The following is a 21,664-nucleotide window of genomic DNA, read 5'->3' as shown; positions in this document are numbered from 1 at the left end:
TAGCTTTTTCATTCTTTTTAGCTAAATTTAATAAAAAATTAACATTTTATGTATTAATCATATTTTAAACTTCCTTATACAGGATAAATAACAAAATTACTGCAATAAAAAACTATATCAAAATAGAAATTTTGATATAGTTATATATATTATTCTATGATTATTTTATTGAAATTTTTCTTTCCTCTTTTAATAAGAGCTACCCCATCTTCAAAATCCTCTTTATTTAAAGTTCTTTTAATATCTGTAACCTTTTCACCATTTAAACTTAAGCCACCTTGTTGTACAAGTCTTTTTCCTTCTGCTTTAGATGGTATTATCTTACCTGCTACTAATATATCTAATAAAAGTGATCCAACTTGTTCATTCTCTATTTTAACCGTAGGAACATTATCCATGTTTCCACCAGCTCCAAATAAACTTTCGGCAGCACTTTGAGCCTTTTTAGCTTCTTCTTCTCCATGTATAAGTTTAGTAACTTCAAAAGCTAAAACCTTTTTAGCCTCATTTATAGCAGCTCCCTCTAAAGCAGCAAGTTTTTTAATTTCATCCATAGGAACAAATGTTAATAATCTCAAGCATTTTTCAACATCTGCATCATCAACATTTCTCCAATATTGATAAAAGTCATATGGTGATGTTTTCTTTGGATCAAGCCATAACGCTCCGCCAACTGTTTTACCCATCTTTTGACCTTGGCTATTTGTTAATAATGTGCATGTCATAGCCATTGCTTGACCTTGTGCTTTTCTTCTAACAAGTTCAACCCCAGCTATCATATTAGACCATTGGTCATCTCCACCAAGTTCCATTTTACAATTATATTTTTGATTTAAAACATAAAAATCATATCCTTGCATTAACATATAATTAAATTCTAAGAAAGATAATCCCTTTTCTAATCTTTGCTTAAAACACTCAGCAGTCAACATTCTGTTTACTGAAAAATGAACTCCAACTTCTCTTAAAAAGTCAACATAATTAAGTTTTAAAAGCCAATCTGCATTATTAGCTAGTATAGCTTTATCATCTGAAAAATCTATAAATTTTTCCATTTGTTTCTTTATTGATGCAACATTATTCTCTATTTCTTCTTTTGTAAGCATCTTTCTCATATCAGTTTTACCACTTGGATCTCCAACCATAGCAGTTCCACCACCAATTAAAGCTATTGGTCTATGACCTGCCCTTTGCATATGAGCCATAAACATCATTGTTATAAAATGACCTACATGTAAGCTATCTGCTGTTGGATCAAAACCTATATAAAAAGTTATTTTTTCCTTTTCTAATAATTCTCTTGTTTCTTCTTCGTGAGTAAATTGCTTAATATACCCACGCTCTAATAAAGTATCCAATACATTTGACATTTAACTTTCCTCCAAATTTTTATAAAAATAAAAAACCGCCCTTTATACAAAAATATAAAGGACGGGATATAATCACGCGATACCACCTTAATTCTTTATTACGTCACCATAATAAACTCATCAAGTACTCTAAAAACTTAGTTATACTCTAGCACTGTAACGTGTGCACTTACGACATCTTCCTACTGGTTGTTATCTTTTGGGAGTGCTGCTCTGAGATGTATTCTATTTAATTCGTTTTCCCTTTTACACCAAACAAGGGCTCTCTTTAAAACTAAAATTAAATTTACTCCTTCTCGTCAACGCTTTTTCTAATTTTCTTGCTTAAAATTATATTATTGTTTTTTATAGTTGTCAACCAGATTTATTTTTATAAAAACGTGTTTTAAAATTTCCGAAAATTAAATTAATCCTTAATAAAAATATTTTTCACTTAAATTGCCTAAGATACATATTTTTTCATAAAATCAGGTACCTCAAAATCTGAACAATGCATATTTATATATACGTTTACATTGAAATTTTTGCTGAATTTTTCAATCATACAAAAGTGCTGTTTTACCTGTTCTATATTGCTAATATTTAATAAATTGCTAAGCCCATCAATAAATATACTTTCCACATCATAATCCTTTGCTTTTATCCCGCAAAGAAGCCCATAAAATTGATCTGCCCCTTCAACATTTAATTCATCTAATGTTATTAACCTTATTTGACTTTGAAGTTGTAACATATGCTTTTTATCATCATCAATATAAACAACACTTCCCTTACAATTTTTAACTTCATTATTAGCTAAACCAATTAAATTTTTGCTTTTTCCAGCACCTCTATGATCAAAAAAAACTTGAATCATATTTTCCCACTCCTCTACATAAAATTTAAGTGAAAATCATTTATTTTAATTTTTAATGCCTTTATCTATCTTTATATATACTATTCTGACTTCCACTTAAATATGATAAAGAAGTGATATTTATTCCTTAAAAGGTATCTGCTACTTTACTAGTTCCATTTATTTTTATATCAATATCCAAATCTAAATCCGTTATAGTTAATGGATCTACACTTAAAGTTATATTTGGATACTCCTGCTCAAATAGTGTTGCCACATTTGCTATATCTAAATTATCATTTTTAAACTTTGTAAATAATATTTGTATGTACTGACTTAACATACTTTCCTCTTCATACTTTATTATATTTAAAACGTCTTTATCTACCATGAGTCTACTTTGCGAATCTGCTAAATAACAATCTATGACTATTTTTTTATAAAGTTTAATTCTTTCGCCATCATAATTTATTGATGTTGTTGTTTTAGAATTTTGTATTTCTAAAGTTACAAAACTATTTGTATCTTGAGGATTTATGGCCTCCAATGTTCCACTTCTAACTCTACCAGTTAAAAAATTATAACTCATTCCCTCACTAGTGCTTATCTTCCTTACCATAACCTCATCTTTAAAAAGAGCTCCTCCACTTAAATCTAAACTCTTTTTTCCATTATTATTTTCAATAGTTAAAGCACCTAATACTGCTATATTATTATAACTTGTTCTAGCTGCTAAATAATTATTAGCATTTATTGCTATAACTTTAGGGTTTTCGTTCATTTTTTTTACAAGTTGATTTAAATAAATTCCTAAATATTCCTCATCCCCTGTGACTTGATTTAAAAGTTCACTAGGACTTCCAAATAAAACAAACATATATGGTCTTATCATAAACTCTTGATTTCTATTTATTGCATCCATAAATTTTTTTATACCTTCTTTTGAAACCTGTTCAGTAAAAATATATGCTTTGCATTGACTAAAACTTATTTGTCCACTAGCTTGTAAATTTATAGCCTTTATAGCTTCTCCAACAGTTCTCCCTGTTCCTTGATAAACCTCTCTCTCTCCCTTATCAGATGACTCGTTAGCGCTTCTATAAGGTTTTACAGTATCTAAATAAAGTTCTACATCTCCTATTTCATTTTCATCAAATATTATAGTTGTAACAAATATTCCATTATTAATATCTTCATAAGAATAACAGCCTTGCATACTACCTAAAAAAATAAAGAGAAGGATTAAAGAAAATAGTTTTAATAATCTACTTTTTAGATTTTCCATTTTTCTCATGTACCTCCTTTACTATATGCCCAGAAATTTTCTCCAAACTTCCTCTTGACAATAAATCTTGAAATTTATGTTCTCCTAAAGTTCCTACTGGAAATAAATAAGGATGTTCACATGTGTATAAATTAGATAAATGTGCTAATATAATAAGCCCTATAAATATTATTCCTGGGAAACCATATAATGCTCCAAATATAGCCACCACAAAGCTCCAAAGAGACACTGCTGCATATAGTCTTGGAATTAAGAAGTAACAAACCGCTGCTATACAGACAACTATTATAGTTATTGTTGATGCTACTCCAGCCGCTACTGCAGAACTTCCAAGTACAAATGAAGCAACCAAACTCATAGACGTTCCTATGGGTTGTGGTAATCTAAGTCCAGCCTCCTTAATAAGCTGAAATAGAAACATAATTATTAAAACCTCTGCAATTGTAGGAAAAGGGACTCCAACCCTAGATACAGCAAGCCTAAATATAAATGTTGTAGGTAATACTGAAAAATGATGAGTGGTTACCGCAACATAAAGCCCTGGTAAAAATAAGGCTATAAAGAAGGCTATCCACCTTAAAGTTCTTGTAAATGTTGCAAAATATCTGTTCAAATAAAAATCATCAGGCACTTGAAAATTTTCTATAAAATATGACGGTACTGTTATAACAAATGGTGTTCCATCTACTATAACTGCAACTCTCCCTTCTAAAATTTTAGCTGTTGCATCATCAGCCTTTTCCGTGTATCCAACGGTATCAAAAAGTGTTCTCTTTGCTCTAAGTTTTGCCTCGATATAATTTGAATCTAATACAAAGTTATAATCTAATGTTTTTAATGTTTTCCTAACACTATCTACTATTTCTTTTGGAGCAACACCTTCTATATAAGTTAAAGTCACAACTGTTTGCGTTTCTTTTCCCACATAAATCGCTTCAAACTTTAATGCTGCATTTTTTACCCTTCTTCTAATTAAAGTTACATTATCTACAAAAGCCTCAGTAAACCCTTCTCTAGGCCCCTTTAACCCAGCTTCTGTAACAGGTATACTAACACTTCTTCTTGTATATCCCTTTACCTCACAAAATATTGATTTTTCTTTATCATGAAAAATGATAACAACATCTCCTGATAAAACATGTAAAATAGCATCATTATCATCTTTAACATAATCTGCTGAGTTTATATTTAAAACCCGTTTTATTATATCGTCTTCTGTTTTTATTCCATCCATAACAATAGTTAAAGGCTTTATAATATACTCACTTATAAATTGTGTAGAACATAAGGTATCAGTAAACATTAAAGTTGCAGGCCCTAAAGCCGTTTCTATTTCTCTCTTTTTTACATCAAAACTATTTTTAAATTTATCTGATAAGAAATCTAACTGTTTTTTCATAATTTTATCACCCAAAATATTGTTTGTATAAACAATGTTTAATATTCATTTAATTGCAAATAATAATTAAAGCACTGATTATTACTTAGCTATGTTCATAACTTATTAGGTTTGAAATATGCCTTAAATACTAAAAATTATAAATAAACTCAAAAAAGTTAAAACAAAATTAAATGAGGTGAATATATTGGAAAAGATAACATCTAAACACTTTATGTTTTTTATTGTTGCACCACTTGCTGCAACGCTTTTTAATTACCCCTCTACATTTATAAGATTGGGGGGTAGGAATACTTGGATATTTTCAATAATATCTAGTTTAATTTTTTTATTGTTTACTTGGATAATTCTCTCTATAATCTCAAAAAAAAATGCTTATGACTTTAAACAGGTTTGTTATAAATCACTTGGTAAATATTTAGGAAATTTATTTTTATTCATATTTTCTCTATGCCTTGTACTAGCATGCATAGAATGTGCAACCGTAAGCTCTAGCTCAATACATACAAACATATTCATAAAAACTCCTATTTGGTACTCGCTATTATTTTTTATAGGTACAGCTTTATTTATATCTAAAAATGGATTTAGAAGTGTTTTAATAACTACTATAATTAGCGTTAGTATACTATCAGTACTATCAATAGTAATAATATTATTATCAATAAAATATACTAATTTACGCCACCTTCTACCAATATTAAAAAATGTTTCTATAAACACATGGGCTACATCTATAATAAGTCAACTTGGTTCATTTTCATCATTTTTTATATTGCTTCCTTTTTTGAATAGAATTAATGATAAAAAAAATCTAAAAAAAACATCATTTATAACAATTCCTCTAGTTTTATCTTGCTTAATATTTTTTATAGTCAATTTAATTTCATCTATCGGTGCTGAAAGAAGTGGTAATATTTTTTATCCAGAGTTTATACAGACACAACTTATTTCCTTCGGTGGCTTTATAGAAAATGGAGATATATTAACTATGGTAATTTCTATTTTTCTTTGGACAATAAAGTATGTAATATCTATTTTTTCACTATATACCATTTGGAAGAATAAATTCAAAAACAAATTAATATTTTTATCTGTAATTTCCTTAATAGTTTATATATCATCTTTATATTTAGGTAACAATGTATATACTCTTTTTTCTATATTACCTTATTATCAATATATAAACTTTGTAGTATTTTTTGTTTTCCCTATAATAATATATGGGATTTACGCTGTAAGAAAAAAAGCTAAAGTACATAAATAAGCAGTAGATAGGTTTTTTGTTTTATGGTAATATAATTTTATGTATTATAGGAAAATAATAAGCTTTAAGCTTATTTTTAAATGCTATCACCTCTAATTATTTACTACATAATGTTCTAACAAAGAATATTAAACTTTAAACAAAAATAAATAAATTATTAGAAATGGTAGACATGAAATAAAATTAAAGAAAAGGAATGATAATATGTCAAATACTCAAAGTTCATCTAACTTTATAAGAAATATAGTTATAGATGATTTAAATAGTGGTAAACACGAAAAAATAATCACCCGTTTTCCACCAGAACCAAATGGATATCTTCATATAGGTCATGCTAAATCTATAGTTTTAAATTTTGAACTTGCTGATGAATTTAAAGGAAAAACTAACTTAAGATTTGATGATACAAACCCTGTAAAAGAAGATACAGAATACGTAGAATCTATTAAAGAAGATGTTAACTGGTTAGGATTTAATTGGGATAATTTATTCTTTGCTTCTAACTATTTTGATACTATGTATGAAAAAGCAATTCTTTTAATAAAAAAAGGATTAGCTTATGTTTGTGATTTAACTCCTGAAGATATAAAAGCTTATAGAGGAACTCTAACAGAACCTGGTAAGGAAAGTCCTTATAGAAACAGAAGCGTTGAGGAAAACTTAAGCCTTTTTGAAAAAATGAAAAATGGAGAATTTGAAGATGGTTCAAAAGTTTTAAGAGCTAAAATAGATATGTCATCTCCAAATATAAATATGAGAGATCCTATAATTTATAGAATTTCTCACACAAAACACCATAATACAGGAAGCAAATGGTGTGTATACCCAATGTACGACTTTGCCCATCCTTTAGAAGATGCAATAGAGGGCATAACTCATTCAATCTGTACTCTTGAATTTGAAGACCATAGACCTTTATATGATTGGGTTGTTGAAAATTGTGAAATGAGTTCAACTCCTAGACAAATAGAATTTGCAAGACTTAACATTACAAATACTGTTATGAGTAAGAGAAAACTTAAAATGTTAGTTGATGAAGGTGTAGTTGATGGATGGGATGACCCTAGAATGCCAACTATCGCAGGTCTTAGAAGACGTGGATATACACCTGAATCAATCAGAAATTTCTGCAGAGAAATTGGTGTTGCAAAAGCTAGCTCAACAGTTGATTCACAAATGCTAGAACATTTTATAAGAGAAGATTTAAACACTAAAGCACCAAGAGCTATGGCTGTTATAAATCCTCTAAAACTTGTAATAACTAATTATCCTGAAGGACAATCAGAAGTATTAGAAGTTGAAAATAATCCTAATGATGAAACTGCTGGAAAAAGAACTATAACATTCTCTAGAGAACTTTATATAGAAAGAGAAGATTTCATGGAAAACCCTCCAAAAAAATATTATAGATTTTTCCCAGGAAATGAAGTTAGACTTATGGGGGCTTATTTTGTTAAATGTACAGACGTTATAAAAGATAAAGATGGAAATGTTGTTGAAATTCATGGAACTTATGATGTTGAAACAAAAAGTGGCTCTGGATTTACAGGAAGAAAAGTTAAATCAACAATTCATTGGGTAGATGCAAATAATTCATTACCTTGTGAATTTAGATTATACGAACCATTAATTCTAGACTCAGAGAGTGAAGAAAACAAACATTTCTTAGAACAAATAAATCCAAATTCACTAACTGTAACTCAAGGATTTATCGAAACAAATATTAAAAATTCTAGAGGAAATGATAAGTTCCAACTTGTTAGAAATGGATATTTTAACATTGATCCTGTTTATAGTGATGATAATAAATTAATATTTAATAGAATTGTATCTCTTAAGAGTTCATTCAAAATTAAATAGTTTTTTACTCATCTTTAATAATATGATTTTAGATAGATTTAGAGATTTATCTAAAATCATATTTATTATATGTAAAATACTTTAGTAAACGTTTTATTTATGTTTATTTTTAAGCAAATATACAAATATTTGCTCATAATAGATATAAAATTATAGCACATCACCTATAAATTTATACCCTACACCTCTTATGGTTTGAATATATATTGGTTTTTTATCATCTTCCTCTATTTTTTTTCTAATATGCCTTATATGAACATCGACAGTTCTAGTTTCTCCAACATATTCATATCCCCATATCTTATCTAATAATATTTCTCTAGTTAATATTTTTCCCTTATTTTGAATTAATAGCTTTAATACTTCAAACTCTTTCAAAGTAAAATCTAATTTTTTTCCATGTTTTAAAACTTCTCTTGTCTGCAAATTTAAAGTTATGTTACCAAATCTTAAAATTTCATTATCGTATTTTACATTGCTTCTTCTTAAAAGTGCCTTAATTCTAGCAGATAGTTCTCTTATGGAAAATGGCTTTGTTATATAATCATCAGCTCCTAATTCTAAACCTAAAATTTTATCTATTTCTTCACTTTTTGCTGTAAGCATTATGATAGGCACATTAGATATTATGTTATCCCTACGTATTTCTTTACATACTTCAAATCCATCCATACCAGGTAGCATTAAATCCAATAAAATTAAATCAACTTGCTTTTCTCTTGCAAGCTTCAATCCATTTAGCCCATCATTTGCCACATATACAACGTATCCATTTTTTTCTAGGTTGAATTTCAAAAGCTCTCTTATATGATCTTCATCATCTACAATTAGAATTTTTTTTTCAGCCATTTTTATCCCCCTAACTTTTGATTATTAAAAAAACATTTATGTATATTATATTATCCATATAATATTATTACATATATTTTGAATAAATTCTATAAAAAGAAGAACTAATGCATTAAACTTCGCACCAATTCTTCTTATTTCTATAATTATCTTGGGATTAAACCTATTTTCTTTTGAACTTTTCTTAATGTTTTATTAGCCATATAATTTGCCTTATCAGCACCAGCTTTATATATAGTTTCCAAAGATTTTTTATCTTTTAAAAACTCATTAACTTTATCTTGAAGTGGCTTAAGTTCTTCAATTATAGCCTCAGCTACATCATTTTTAAATTCTGAATATCCCTTATCCTTATACATAGCAACTATTTCATCTGAAGTATATCCTTTAATAGCAGATAATATATTTATCAAATTTTTAATTCCAGGTTGCTCATCAGTATAATTTACAACCCCTATGCTGTCTGTTACAGCTCTTGATATTTTTCTTCTTATAACATCTGGTGGATCCATAATTAAAATAAATCCATTGACATTTTCATCTGATTTTGACATCTTTTTAGTTGGTTCTTGAAGACTCATTATTTTAGCTCCAACTGGTGGAATATATGGTTCTGGAATTTTAAACGTTTGACTATAAGCACTATTAAATCTTCCACCTAAATCTCTTGCAAGTTCTAAATGTTGCTTTTGGTCTACTCCAACTGGCACTAAATCTGTTTGATATAAAAGTATGTCGGCAGCCATTAGTACAGGATATGTAAATAATCCTGTTGGAACAGATTCTCCATGCTTTTTAGACTTATCTTTAAATTGAGTCATACGACTAAGCTCGCCCATATATGAGTTACAAGTTAAAAGCCAAGCAGCCTCTGAATGTGCTGGAACATGTGATTGTATAAATAGGGTATTTTTTTCTGGATTAATTCCAGCTGCAATATAAATTGCCAAAACCTCTAAAGTTCTTCTTCTTAAATCTGCTGATTTTTGCTTAACTGTTATAGCATGTAAATCAACTACACAAAAATAACAATCATACTCGTCTTGAAGCTTAACCCAGTTTTTTAAAGCTCCTAAATAATTTCCTAAAGTAAGTTCACCAGATGGCTGAATTCCACTAAATATTATTTTTTTGTTCTCTTCCATACCTTTCACCTTCCTTTATGTTTATAGTTAGTATTTTTATTAAATTTAAAACAAAAAAATTTACACTTACAATAATATTTCATAAGCTAAATTTCATTTTTTACTAATATAATATAATGATATAAATATTTTTTGTAAAATAACAAATCCGCCCTATAAAAATAGGGCGGAATATTTTAATCCGTGATACCACCTAAATTGCAATAAAAAATTCAAAAATTTTATTGCCACTCATTAGATATTTTAAATATCTTATACTATAACGTGTATAAAACGATATCCACTAATCTCTTAAAACAACTTAAAATTTCATTTTATTTCTCAAAGGCCCATTCACTAAAACCCTTTCTTGCCAATATTACACCCTCTATTAGCTCTCTTTATTGAACCTAAGCTTAGCTACTTTTCCTTATCATCGAATTTTTAATTATTATTTTCAAACTTAGTATAACATTAAACTTTTAATAACACAATGTCAACAAGTTATAAACATATTTTTCTACTTAATTTATCAAATACAAAACATATTTTAATTATATACGTTTAAACTCTTATTTTACATCTTCAATATAAGCTCGTAAAACTTCTCCAACTCCCCATGCTTGTGCATATGCACCTCTTGGATTATATGGGTTCTTTCCATCAAAAATTTCTGATATTCCCAAAACACAACTATCATTCAAATGATTTTTAAATGGTTCTATCATTTTTTCACATAACCTAATATCGTTTAAATATCTTTTAGTTGCCGTTATTATTGGACCAATAAGCCACGACCATACACTCCCTTGATGATAACTCATATCTCTCTCATATAAGTTCCCTTTGTACTCTCCCCTAAATTCAACATCTAAATTACTTAAACTTCTAAGTCCGTAAGGTGTGTATAACTGCTTAAAAACTGTTTCTAAAGCTTTTTTCCCTATTTCTTTGTTAACTAAAGAATATGGTAGACTTAAAGCTATCACACCATTTGCTCTTATTTGCTTATTCTTTTCTTCACCATAAATGTAATCATAAAAATAATTCGTTTCTTTACACCAAAATGTTTTTATAAATGTTTTTTCTATTTTTTCTTTTATTTTTTCATACGCATAATATTCTATGTTAAACTTTTTATTCAAATCTATCATAAAACAGATTGCATTATACCAAAGAGCATTTATTTCAATTGCTTTTCCATACCTTGGGGTTACAGCATGTCCTGCAACTTTCACATCCATCCATGTAAGTTGAGTATTTTCATCTCCTCCCATTAAAAGCCCATCGCCATCCATTTTTATAGAATAATAAGTTCCTTTAATGTGATTATTTATTATATCATTTAAGTTATCAATTAAATTTTCATAAATAAAATCATAATCATTAGTATATTCTAAATATTTATAAACAGCATTAAAATACCAAAGAGTACCATCTATTGTGTTATATAAAGGGTTCATTCCGCTATCTGGAAACATATTAGGAATAAGTCCATTTTTTATATATTTTTTAAAACTTATTAGAATTTCTCTAGCATCATCAAATCTATTGGTACACAATGTTAATCCAATCATTGCAATCATGGTATCTCGTCCCCAATCGCTAAACCATGGATATCCCGCTATAATAGTTTTTAAACCAGTAGATTTTCTAGAAACTATAAAATTATCACTAGATAAAACTAATTTATCTATAAATTCATCTCTATTTTTTATTTTTTTCAAAAGATTATTTTTTCTCTCAATTTCTTTGTTTATATAATAATCCCCATTTAAACTTACATCTTCCTCGGTAGTAGCTATTATACTAAATTCAACCCTTGAAAATTTCTGTACATTTATATTAAAATACCCAGGAGTAAAATGATAATCTATACCTAAATTTCCTCTCTCAATTTCAATAAAATAAGGTGTGTCACAAATCCAATTTTCATCCTTAAAAAACTTACATTTATCTGACAATAAATTTAACTTTATATCATTTATATCAAAAGTTAAACTTACTCCATTTTTATTATTTTTTTGTATGCATAAAAAATCATTCTTCATTGTTACATCATGATGGTTTCTATTATTTATCAAAGGCATTATCTCTAATTCTATATCATTAGCTGTTGTTTGAATTGTATATTTTATGACTGTTGTATTATGTCCATAATCCATTACAATCTCTTTATCTATAAAAGTTTCATTCACATAATAACTATATTTCGGATAAATATTAAATTCAAAACTCTCTTGCATAGAAATTTCATTCGATGATGTAACATAAAGATTTTTAAAATTTTTTTTATTTCTATCACTTAAATGAATGATATTATCATTTCTTTGTCTAGTTTCATCTTTTATTGAAATTCTTTCTCTTAAATCTGAAAGTAAAAGCCTTCTTTCAACTGGTGGATTCAAAGAAGCAATCAATAATCCACTATATATTCTAGAACTTAAATTATTTACTGTTCTTGACGCATATCCACCTAAACCATTTGTTATTAAAAATTCTTTATTTTTAGCTACATTAAAATCACTTAAAGTTTGTTTTTCAATTCTCATAAAAATTACTGCACATCCTTTGCACAGTTCCCTCCTAACTTACAAATAAATTTTAGGAAACGATTACTATTTTATGATACTATATATAGAAATTTTTGTAAATTAAGAAGGGTTAATTTACATTAAAAAAGCTATATAAAAGAATTATAAATTTCTCTTATATAGCTTATATTTAAATTTACACGTAATTTAAAGTATTTAAATGACAAATAAAATATTACTATTTTTGTAATACAGTGTTTAAGTATTTTGTAAATCCATCTTTAAGTTCTGGTTTTCTAAGTGCATATTCAACTGTTGCTTCTAAGAAACCTAATTTATCTCCAACATCATATCTTCTACCTTCGAAGTTATAAGCATACATAGCTTCATTATTTATAAGTTCTAAAAGTGCATCAGTTAATTGTATTTCTCCACCTTTACCAGGTTTTGTATTTTCTAATATTTCAAATATTTTTGGTGTTACTATGTATCTACCTAATATAGCTATATTAGTAGGTGCATCTTCTACTGATGGTTTTTCAACTAAATCTCTAACTTTATATACTCTATCTTCTATGTGAACGCCATCAACTATTCCATATTTATCTACATCTTCTTTCGCTACTGTTTGAACACCAAGTACGCTTGTTCTATATTCTGAATAACAGTCAATAAGTTGTTTTAAACATGGTTTTTCATCATTATAAACTATATCATCTCCAAGTAATATTGCGAATGGTTCATCCCCAACAAAACTTTTTGCACAGCTTATAGCATGTCCTAATCCTTTAGGTTCTTTTTGTCTTATAAAATATATATCAGCCATATTAGATATGTCTCTTACCATTTCTAACATAGCATTTTTCCCCTTCTTTTCAAGTTCAAGTTCTAATTCAACTGATCTATCAAAATGGTCTTCTATACTTTTTTTATTTCTTCCTGTTATTATAAGTATTTCTTCTATTCCTGAAGCTATAGCTTCTTCTATTATATATTGTAATGTTGGTTTATCAACAATTGGAAGCATTTCTTTTGGTTGCGCTTTCGTAGCAGGCAAAAATCTAGTTCCAAGACCTGCTGCTGGTATTATCGCTTTTCTTATTCTTTTTTCCATTTATTATTACCTCTCTTTTTTTGCAAATTAAATTATATGAACAACTTTTTATCTTACCTTATATCAAACAATTATACTACTTATTATAAAAATTACAATAGGAAATTTTTTATCTGTATAATCTTATTCATAATTTATATTATTAAAATGTAAATATTTATAAAAAAAATTTTTTAATTAATAGTTTTATTTTTAAGATGATAAAATTTTATAAAAATTTTTCGTCTTATCTTAATATATAAATAATTGAAAATATTTTTTAGTAAAGATTAATTTTAAGATTTAAGCATAAACTAGATTATATTTCCTCTTTACATATATATATAAGAATGATATAGTAACGATTAAATAATAAATATTATTATTTAATTTGTAATATTATAAAGTTTTTTTATTTGTTTTGTCTAATTTTCAATTTTCAGACATTTCTAAAAAAAATGAAAATTATATTTACAAAGCAAAAAAAATATGATAGTATTTATTACAAGATAATAATTATTAAATAATAAATTTAAAAAGATAATTTACATATATAAACGTATTTTTAGGAGGATTTTAAAATGAAAGTAATAGTTGTTGGATGTACACATGCAGGTACAGCTGCCATAGTAAATTTAAAGGAAATTCACCCAAATAGTGATGTAACAGTTTATGAAAAAAATGATAATATATCATTCTTATCATGTGGTATAGCTTTAAGCGTAAATAAAGTTGTTACTGAACCTGAAAAATTATTCTATAACTCACCAGAGGGATTAGCTAAAATAGGAGTTAACACTAAAATGAAACATGAAGTTACTGATATAGACTTTGACAATAAAAAAGTTAAAGTTAAAGATTTAACTTCTGGAAAAGAATTTGAAGATAACTACGATAAATTAGTTCTTACTTTAGGTTCATGGCCAATCGTTCCAAGATTCGAAGGTGGAAATTTAGAAAACATAGAATTATGTAAAAACTATGATCACGCTAAAACTATAATAGCTAAAAGCTCAAATGCTAAAAATGTTGTTATAATTGGAGCTGGTTATATCGGAGTTGAACTTGTTGAAGCATTTGAAGACTTAGGAAAGAAAGTTACTTTAATAGATGCTGAAGACAGAATAATGAGCAAATATTTAGATAAAGATTTTACTGATATTGCAGAAAAAGAATTCTCAAGTCGTGGAGTTAACCTTGTTTTAGGAGAAAAAGTTCAAAAATTTGAAGGTGCTAACGGAAAAGTTACTAAAGTTGTTACTGAAAATGGAAGCTATGATGGAGATTTAGTTGTTCTTTGTATAGGATTTGCTCCAAATACAAAACTTATTAAAGATAAATTAGAAACTCTTCCAAATGGAGCTATAATAATTGATGAATATATGAGAACAAGCAAAAAAGATGTTTTCGCTGCTGGAGACTGTTGTGTTGTTAAATACAATCCAGCTGGAGATGAAAGATATATTCCTCTAGCTACAAACGCTGTAAGAATGGGTACTTTAGTTGCTAAAAATATAGTTGAACCAACTCTTAAATATTTAGGAACTCAAGGTACTTCAGGAATAAAAATATACGAACAAAACATTGCATCAACTGGTTTAACTGAAGAAGTTGCTAAGAAAACAACTAAATTCAACGTAGGTTCTGTAATATTAACAGACAATTATAGACCAGAATTTATGCCAACTTTTGAACCTGCTACTATAAAATTAGTATATGATAAAGATACTAGAGTAATAATAGGTGGTCAAATAGTATCTAAGATAGATTTAACTCAATTCATGAATACTCTATCTGTAGTAATACAAAACAAAATGACTTTAGAAGATTTAGCTGTTACAGACTTCTTCTTCCAACCTCACTATAACAAACCATGGAGTTTATTAAACGCAGTAGCTTTAAAAGCTCTATAATATAAAAATTTTAAAGTTAAAAACACTCTCAAAAAAAATTGAGAGTGTTTTTATTTACAATTAATAAATATTTATTCACTTAAAATATTATCTGTTGAACTTTCTACCGAATTTACACTTTCAGTATTCTGAGCGTTATTAATTTTATTTTGTGATGTCTGTTCCCCTATATCTCCCCCTCCATTACTATTTTCATTACTACTTCCTCCACCTATATTATTTATAGCGTTGCTACTATTTTGTGAATTATTATTGTTATTATTTAAAGCATCCCCTCCATTATCTATATTGTTTACAGAATTATTTAGATTATTATTCGAATTATTCCCTCCCATATTTATTTCATTATTTTCATTACTATTTATTTCGTTATTACCACTTCCCCATATATTTTGATTATTATTTTCTGTGATACCATCTCCTAAATTATTATTGTTATTATAAATATTATTTTCTAAAATATTACCTCCATTTTGCTGATTTTTATTTTCTTTATTATTAAGAACATCATTACTATTTTCAGTATTACCTTGCTTATTTTCAATAATTGACTCATTATTAACTTCAGGTATATGATTGTTTTTTGATTCATTTTTTTTCACTTTGCTAGAAGCATTTTGAGATGATGAATTCTTATTTTCACTCTTTTTAATCGGAGTTTCTATTTTTTGTTTTTCCTTGTTTTCTTCATTTGTTTCTTTTTTAGCATTTTCATATAGTGAATCATCTTTTATTTGCCCATTATAACTGCCTGTATTTCTAGCTAAAATATTGTTTAACCCCTCTACCTCCTTAGAATCTGTATTATTTCCACTTGTTATAACTCCAAGTAACGTTACATCTCCTCCATCATTATTTACAACCTTTACCTCATTTACTCCACTTAAATTACTAGATATTAATATATATTTTAAGTCTTCATTATCTGATTTAGTATCTATTCTTCTATATAAAATCCTATTTACATAAATCTCAATTATTCCACCATTTTTGCTAGTTTCGTACCCTAAACCTATAATGTTTCCATCAACTTTATACCTTATATAATCATTTTTAGTACTACTTTTAACCTTATTTTGAGAAACTGAAAATCCCTTCTTTTTTTCTCCTTTAAGAGTTACCTTATAAGGTTCAAAAAGAGTGGTTACCCCATAGTAAGCATCTTTATATTGGGTACTTATTTCTTTTTTATTATTCACATTATTCTCTATAATATTAGTTAAACTTTTGCAATAACTTTCCCTAAAATCCTCTATCCCCTCTCCTTCTATATTATTTTTTATTACATCTTCGTTTACCTTAGCCAAATCCAAACCATAATACGTTGCTAACCCATTTATACTTTGATAACAAGCATCACTAATCAAAGTTTCATGTTTTACAATTGGTATAATATCCACCGAAGTGTTGTTATATTTTAAATCTCTTAAAATACTTTCATATATTCCACTAAAATTAATTTCACTAATTTCTTTCTCATCATTATTTTCAAAACATAAAAAAACTAAATCAAACTCTCTATTTTTTATATTTATATATTTATTTAATTGCTCATAAATAGTAGCATCATCTTCTGACAAATTTGTTAATTTAACCTTTGAATTATAAGTGTTTTCTATAAATGATGTTATATCTTCTTTTAAAATAACATCACCTAAATAATTTTCATCACCTAAAATAAGTACATTAATATCTTTTCCGTTAATAAGTTTATCATAGGCAGTAACAGTCTTTACCTCTTCTGCTTTATTAGTAATTTCTAAAGATTTATATATTTCTCTATTTGATGCTAAAGCACTTTTACTTTGAAAATACCATACACACGAAAAACTCAAAACCGATACTATAACGCCACTTACTATAACTCTTTTTCTACTGTTCTTCTTAACCATATTATTAAAACTATTTAATAAATTCTTTTTTACACTTTTTCTTTTGTTACCTCTCTCGCTCCCTAATTTCCCCCTTTTCATCATAAAAATTCTCCTTAAATATTAAATTTTCTTTATAAACCAAATAAAAATTTAGCCTATATAATACAATAAATTATAATATATATTGGTTATTTTTTCCATAAAAATAGTTAAAAATATACACTTTTATAAAAGAGTATTTAAGCAATAATTTAATGTTTAAATTTTTTAATTTACACAATTTATAATTTATATTAATCAATATTTTTATGCTCTCTCAAGTAAAAATTTTCTAAAATTTTAGCCTCCCTTTTTAAGTCATAACCTTGTTTATTCATTTTATATTTTATATAATCTTGATTTACACTATTTCTTAATAAAGATTTTTCTAATATATTTTTAGCTATAATTTGTTCATTTTCATTATAATTAAATCTATATACCAAGTCTAAATTTAAATCCAAACCATCATCCATGTTTCCTAAAACTATGCAAGGCAAATCATTTTCTTGAGCCTTTATTATAAAATTTTCTATTTCATCTTGGTCTAGAAATACCATTACATCAAAAACTTGTATAATATCTTGCTTCAAAAACTTGCTCTCTTCTAATAAAACTATATTATTACCATCTAAATTTAATTTTTTTATCTCATTATTTATCTTTTCTTTACAAATATCATTAGCAATCAAAATAAGCTTTGAGTTTTTATGATAATTTTTTATTTCTTTAAAAAGTGACAGCATTTTTTTATTCTTTTCTTCCTTGTTAGATTTATTTATAAATCCAATAACTTTTTCATTATTTAATTTTAAAAGCTTTTTAATGTTTTTTTGAGTTTCTCCATTATAAGAAAACTCATCTAAATCAATAACATTTTTTAAAAGAGTGAATTTCTCAAATTCTCCAAAAAATAAATTTCCCTCCTCTTTTGAATAAGCAAACTTGTAATTTGAATTTCTATTGATAGAAAATCTAAAATATCCATTTCTATTAAACTTAGGAATATTGTTATACATATGTGCAATTCTAATTGCCACACCAGCCTTTTTAGTCTCTGACAATATTACTCCTGAAAAATCATCTAGATAACAATGAACTATATCATATTTATGAGTTTTAAAAAAATCTCTAGCAAGTTTTCTGTATTTATATGCTCCTATTTCTTTTAAACATTGTATCTTAAATATATTTCCACCTAAAGACTCTATCTCTTCATTAAAAATTCCTTCATATTCTCCTTGAAACAAAAAATCAAATTGAACATTTTTTCTATCTATATTTCTATACATATTCATAATAAAAACCTGAGCTTTTTTGCAATTATTTTTAGGTAAAATATTTAAAATTCTAATAGGATTCATAAAATCAACTCCACCTAATAAATATTAGTTATTTAATAAATCTTATGTTTAACCTCAATTATTAATTCTAATATTTAAAATTATATTTCTCATTAATTATTAAAAAACTTAATAATAAAAAAATTATAAATATAAAATAATACACGTAACATGAGTTACATACTTTGAATTTAAATTTATGTATACTACTAACTGTAGCAAGGAGCTACACATTAAAACATAAAAAACATATTATTTAAATTGAAATTTGAAAAATTAATTATATACCAATAAATATACATATAAAGGAGTAATTAAAATGGAGTTATTTTTTAAAAAACGTAATGAAGAAAAAGCAAGAAAAGAAAAAGAAAAAGAAATAGTTGTAGAAGTTCCTGAAAAGAAAGCCCCTGAAATGTTCTGTTATCAATGTCAAGAAACAGCTGGATGTTCTGGTTGTACTGTAAAAGGTGTTTGTGGAAAACCTGCTGATGTTGCTAGACTTCAAGACCTTTTAATATACGTTGTTAAAGGATTATCTGCTGTTGCTGTAAGAGGTAGAGAAGTTGGAATAAACAATAGAGAAGTTAATAAGTTCGTTGCTGAATCATTATTCACAACTATAACAAATGCTAACTTTAATGATGAAGTATTTGTAGCAAGAGTAAGAACTGGTCTTGCATTAAGAGAATACTTAAAGAAAGAAATTGAAGCTTTAAAAGGAAACTTAGAAAATCTTCCAGAAGCTGCATTATGGTCTGGTGATAGCGTTGAAGAAATGCAAGAAAAAGCTAGAACTGTTGGAGTATTAGCTACTGAAAATGAAGATATAAGAAGTTTAAGAGAACTTATAATATATGGAGCTAAAGGTCTTTCAGCTTACCTTAAACATGCTAGAGTTTTAGGATACTACAATGATGATGTAGATGCATTCATGCAAAGTGCTTTAGCTAAAACATTAGATGATTCATTAGATATTTATGCTTTAGTTGCTTTAACTGTTGAAATGGGTAAATATGGAGTTGACGGAATGGCTTTACTTGATAAGGCTAATACTGAAACATATGGTCACCCTGAAATAACTAAAGTAAATATAGGTGTTAGAAACAATCCTGCTATCTTAATAAGTGGACATGACTTAAAAGATATGGAAGAATTATTAAAACAAACAGAAGGAACTGGAGTAGATGTTTATACTCACGGTGAAATGCTTCCAGCTAACTACTATCCAGCATTTAAGAAATATGATCACTTTGTAGGAAACTATGGAAATGCTTGGTGGAAACAAACTACTGAATTTGAAAGCTTTAATGGTCCAATACTTATGACTACAAACTGCTTAGTACCACCTAAAGATAGCTACAAAGACAGAGTTTATACAACTGGTACTGTAGGATTTAAGGGATTAAAACATATAAACAATAAATTAGATGGAACAAAAGATTTTTCAGAAATAATAGAACATGCTAAAAAATGTGCTTCTCCAACAGAAATCGAAAAAGGAGAAATCATAGGTGGATTTGCTCATAACCAAGTAATGCAATTATCAAACAAAATAGTTAACGCTGTAAAAACTGGAGCAATAAAACACTTCTTCGTTATGGGAGGATGTGATGGTAGAGCTAAATCAAGAAACTACTACACTGAATTTGCTGAAAAATTACCAAAAGATGCAGTTATATTAACAGCAGGATGTGCTAAATATAAATATAACAAATTAAACTTAGGTGATATAAACGGAATCCCAAGAGTTTTAGATGCTGGACAATGTAATGACTCATATTCATTAGTTTTAATAGCTCAAAAACTTGCTGAAGTATTCGGTCTTGAAAGCTTAAATGATTTACCAATACACTACAATATAGCATGGTATGAACAAAAAGCTGTAATAGTATTATTATCATTATTACACTTAGGAGTTAAAAATATTCACTTAGGACCAACACTTCCAGCTTTCCTTTCACCAAATGTTGTTAAAGTATTAGTAGACAACTTTGGAATAGGTGAAATAACTAACGTTGATGATGATATGAAGATGTTCTTAGAAGCATAATCTATTCATTAAAATCAACTAAACATAAAAGGATGTAAAATTAATTAGATTAAATAAAATTCCCAAAACAACCCTCATTAATATAAAATTTTAAGGCTGTATTTTAGAGTAAATTCACTCTAAAATACAGCCTTTTTATGCTTAGAATTTGTTTTACTTAATTTATATTAAAACTTTAATACCTTATCTATTAATTTCTGATTTTACACTTTATTAAGCTTAGCTTTTTTAATAGTTTTTTTCTTATTTCTGCTTCTTTTAATTAACAAACTTAAACTTTCAACAAAATTTCTAATAATATTAAAAACAATAACTGAAATTATGCCTCCTGTAAAATCAATTAAAACATCTCCTACACTAGAACTTCTTCCTTGTATATACATTTGAAAGTATTCATCAAAAACTGCACAAAGAAGAACTGTAAATAGAGTATAAATTATTGCTTCTCTTCTTGTAACATTAGTCTTAACAAAGATTAAAGACACAATAAAAGCTAATATAAAAAACTCAAATCCGTGTGCACACTTTCTAAAAATATAATAAATTTTATCACTTCTTGTCTTATTTTTCCAATCATTTATATTATCCTTAAGCGTTTGTAATATGCTTTTTAAACTCAACTTTACACTATCTTTATCAACACCATAACTTATACTATCAATTTCCTCCCCCTTCATTACGCTCTTTACATTGCTTATAAAAGAGTCAGTAGTATTGCTTGACTCAATACCTACTTGACTTGAATTATAAAATATAAATCCAATCCAAATCACACATAAAAACACAATTATCTTTTTCATATTTTTTACCTTTTAATTCAGTTTAT

15 protein-coding genes and 1 other annotated feature are annotated in these 21,664 nt (G+C 27.0%); of the genes, 4 read left to right on the top strand and 11 right to left on the bottom strand.

The window, feature by feature from the left end; all coding sequences use genetic code 11:
* Window positions 1-149: 149 nt before the first annotated feature.
* The 4 genes from tyrS to HH195_RS02155 form a co-directional block, all read right to left on the bottom strand.
* Window positions 150-1,370 (bottom strand): tyrosine--tRNA ligase, encoded by a 1,221-nt coding sequence (gene tyrS, locus HH195_RS02170; protein ID WP_112365118.1) that lies wholly within the window; start codon window positions 1,368-1,370, stop codon window positions 150-152.
* Between the two features lie 54 nt (window positions 1,371-1,424).
* Window positions 1,425-1,682, bottom strand: a binding site (T-box leader).
* A 130-nt stretch (window positions 1,683-1,812) separates the two neighbouring features.
* Complete coding sequence (locus tag HH195_RS02165) at window positions 1,813-2,226, bottom strand: ATP-binding protein (RefSeq protein ID WP_196371414.1); 414 nt, start codon at window positions 2,224-2,226, stop codon at window positions 1,813-1,815.
* 127 nt (window positions 2,227-2,353) lie between these two features.
* Complete coding sequence (locus tag HH195_RS02160) at window positions 2,354-3,490, bottom strand: Ger(x)C family spore germination protein (protein ID WP_196371413.1); 1,137 nt, start codon at window positions 3,488-3,490, stop codon at window positions 2,354-2,356.
* A complete protein-coding gene (locus tag HH195_RS02155; protein ID WP_055258252.1) occupies window positions 3,471-4,889 on the bottom strand; it encodes a spore germination protein in 1,419 nt (472 codons plus the stop codon). Before HH195_RS02155 ends, HH195_RS02160 begins: the two co-directional genes overlap by 20 nt.
* Window positions 4,890-5,103: 214 nt before the next feature.
* On the opposite strand from HH195_RS02155, the gene HH195_RS02150 reads away from it, so the two are divergent.
* Together HH195_RS02150 and HH195_RS02145 are read left to right on the top strand one after the other, a co-directional pair.
* Window positions 5,104-6,156, top strand: coding sequence for a GerAB/ArcD/ProY family transporter (locus HH195_RS02150; RefSeq protein ID WP_243278556.1), 1,053 nt, complete (start codon window positions 5,104-5,106; stop codon window positions 6,154-6,156).
* Window positions 6,157-6,360: 204 nt separating this feature from the next.
* Complete coding sequence (locus HH195_RS02145; protein WP_196371411.1) at window positions 6,361-8,016, top strand: glutamine--tRNA ligase/YqeY domain fusion protein; 1,656 nt, start codon at window positions 6,361-6,363, stop codon at window positions 8,014-8,016.
* Window positions 8,017-8,166: 150 nt separating this feature from the next.
* Here HH195_RS02145 and HH195_RS02140 read toward each other — a convergent pair whose 3' ends face one another.
* From HH195_RS02140 to galU, 4 genes are all read right to left on the bottom strand, one after another.
* The gene (locus tag HH195_RS02140) at window positions 8,167-8,865 is read right to left on the bottom strand and encodes a response regulator transcription factor (RefSeq protein WP_196371410.1); all 699 of its coding nucleotides are present in this window, start codon (window positions 8,863-8,865) and stop codon (window positions 8,167-8,169) included.
* A 146-nt stretch (window positions 8,866-9,011) separates the two neighbouring features.
* Entirely contained in the window at window positions 9,012-10,010 is a 999-nt protein-coding gene (gene trpS / locus HH195_RS02135; RefSeq protein ID WP_058992815.1) for a tryptophan--tRNA ligase, read from the bottom strand.
* A 551-nt stretch (window positions 10,011-10,561) separates the two neighbouring features.
* Complete coding sequence (locus tag HH195_RS02130) at window positions 10,562-12,541, bottom strand: amylo-alpha-1,6-glucosidase (protein ID WP_196371409.1); 1,980 nt, start codon at window positions 12,539-12,541, stop codon at window positions 10,562-10,564.
* Window positions 12,542-12,761: 220 nt separating this feature from the next.
* The gene (gene galU, locus HH195_RS02125) at window positions 12,762-13,637 is read right to left on the bottom strand and encodes a UTP--glucose-1-phosphate uridylyltransferase GalU (protein ID WP_055258239.1); all 876 of its coding nucleotides are present in this window, start codon (window positions 13,635-13,637) and stop codon (window positions 12,762-12,764) included.
* Between the two features lie 560 nt (window positions 13,638-14,197).
* Here galU and HH195_RS02120 point away from each other — a divergent pair.
* On the top strand, window positions 14,198-15,529 hold the full coding sequence (locus HH195_RS02120) for an FAD-dependent oxidoreductase (protein ID WP_058992811.1): 1,332 nt from the start codon (window positions 14,198-14,200) through the stop codon (window positions 15,527-15,529).
* Between the two features lie 71 nt (window positions 15,530-15,600).
* On the opposite strand, the gene HH195_RS02115 is transcribed toward HH195_RS02120, so the two are convergent.
* Both HH195_RS02115 and HH195_RS02110 read right to left on the bottom strand, forming a co-directional pair.
* Window positions 15,601-17,505, bottom strand: coding sequence for a hypothetical protein (locus tag HH195_RS02115; RefSeq protein ID WP_196371408.1), 1,905 nt, complete (start codon window positions 17,503-17,505; stop codon window positions 15,601-15,603).
* Between the two features lie 191 nt (window positions 17,506-17,696).
* On the bottom strand, window positions 17,697-18,806 hold the full coding sequence (locus tag HH195_RS02110) for a glycosyltransferase family protein (RefSeq protein WP_196371407.1): 1,110 nt from the start codon (window positions 18,804-18,806) through the stop codon (window positions 17,697-17,699).
* A gap of 394 nt (window positions 18,807-19,200) precedes the next feature.
* Between HH195_RS02110 and hcp the strand changes: the two genes are divergently transcribed.
* Window positions 19,201-20,838 (top strand): hydroxylamine reductase, encoded by a 1,638-nt coding sequence (gene hcp, locus HH195_RS02105; RefSeq protein ID WP_243278555.1) that lies wholly within the window; start codon window positions 19,201-19,203, stop codon window positions 20,836-20,838.
* A gap of 203 nt (window positions 20,839-21,041) precedes the next feature.
* Here hcp and HH195_RS02100 read toward each other — a convergent pair whose 3' ends face one another.
* Complete coding sequence (locus tag HH195_RS02100; protein WP_196371405.1) at window positions 21,042-21,638, bottom strand: VanZ family protein; 597 nt, start codon at window positions 21,636-21,638, stop codon at window positions 21,042-21,044.
* Between the last annotated feature and the right edge of the window lie 26 nt (window positions 21,639-21,664).

Source organism: Candidatus Sarcina troglodytae (assembly GCF_015708635.1).
In the GTDB taxonomy this organism is placed as follows: domain Bacteria; phylum Bacillota; class Clostridia; order Clostridiales; family Clostridiaceae; genus Sarcina; species Sarcina ventriculi.
The sequence above is the reverse complement of the archived record's forward strand: the minus strand, read 5'-3'. Positions and strand labels throughout refer to the sequence as shown.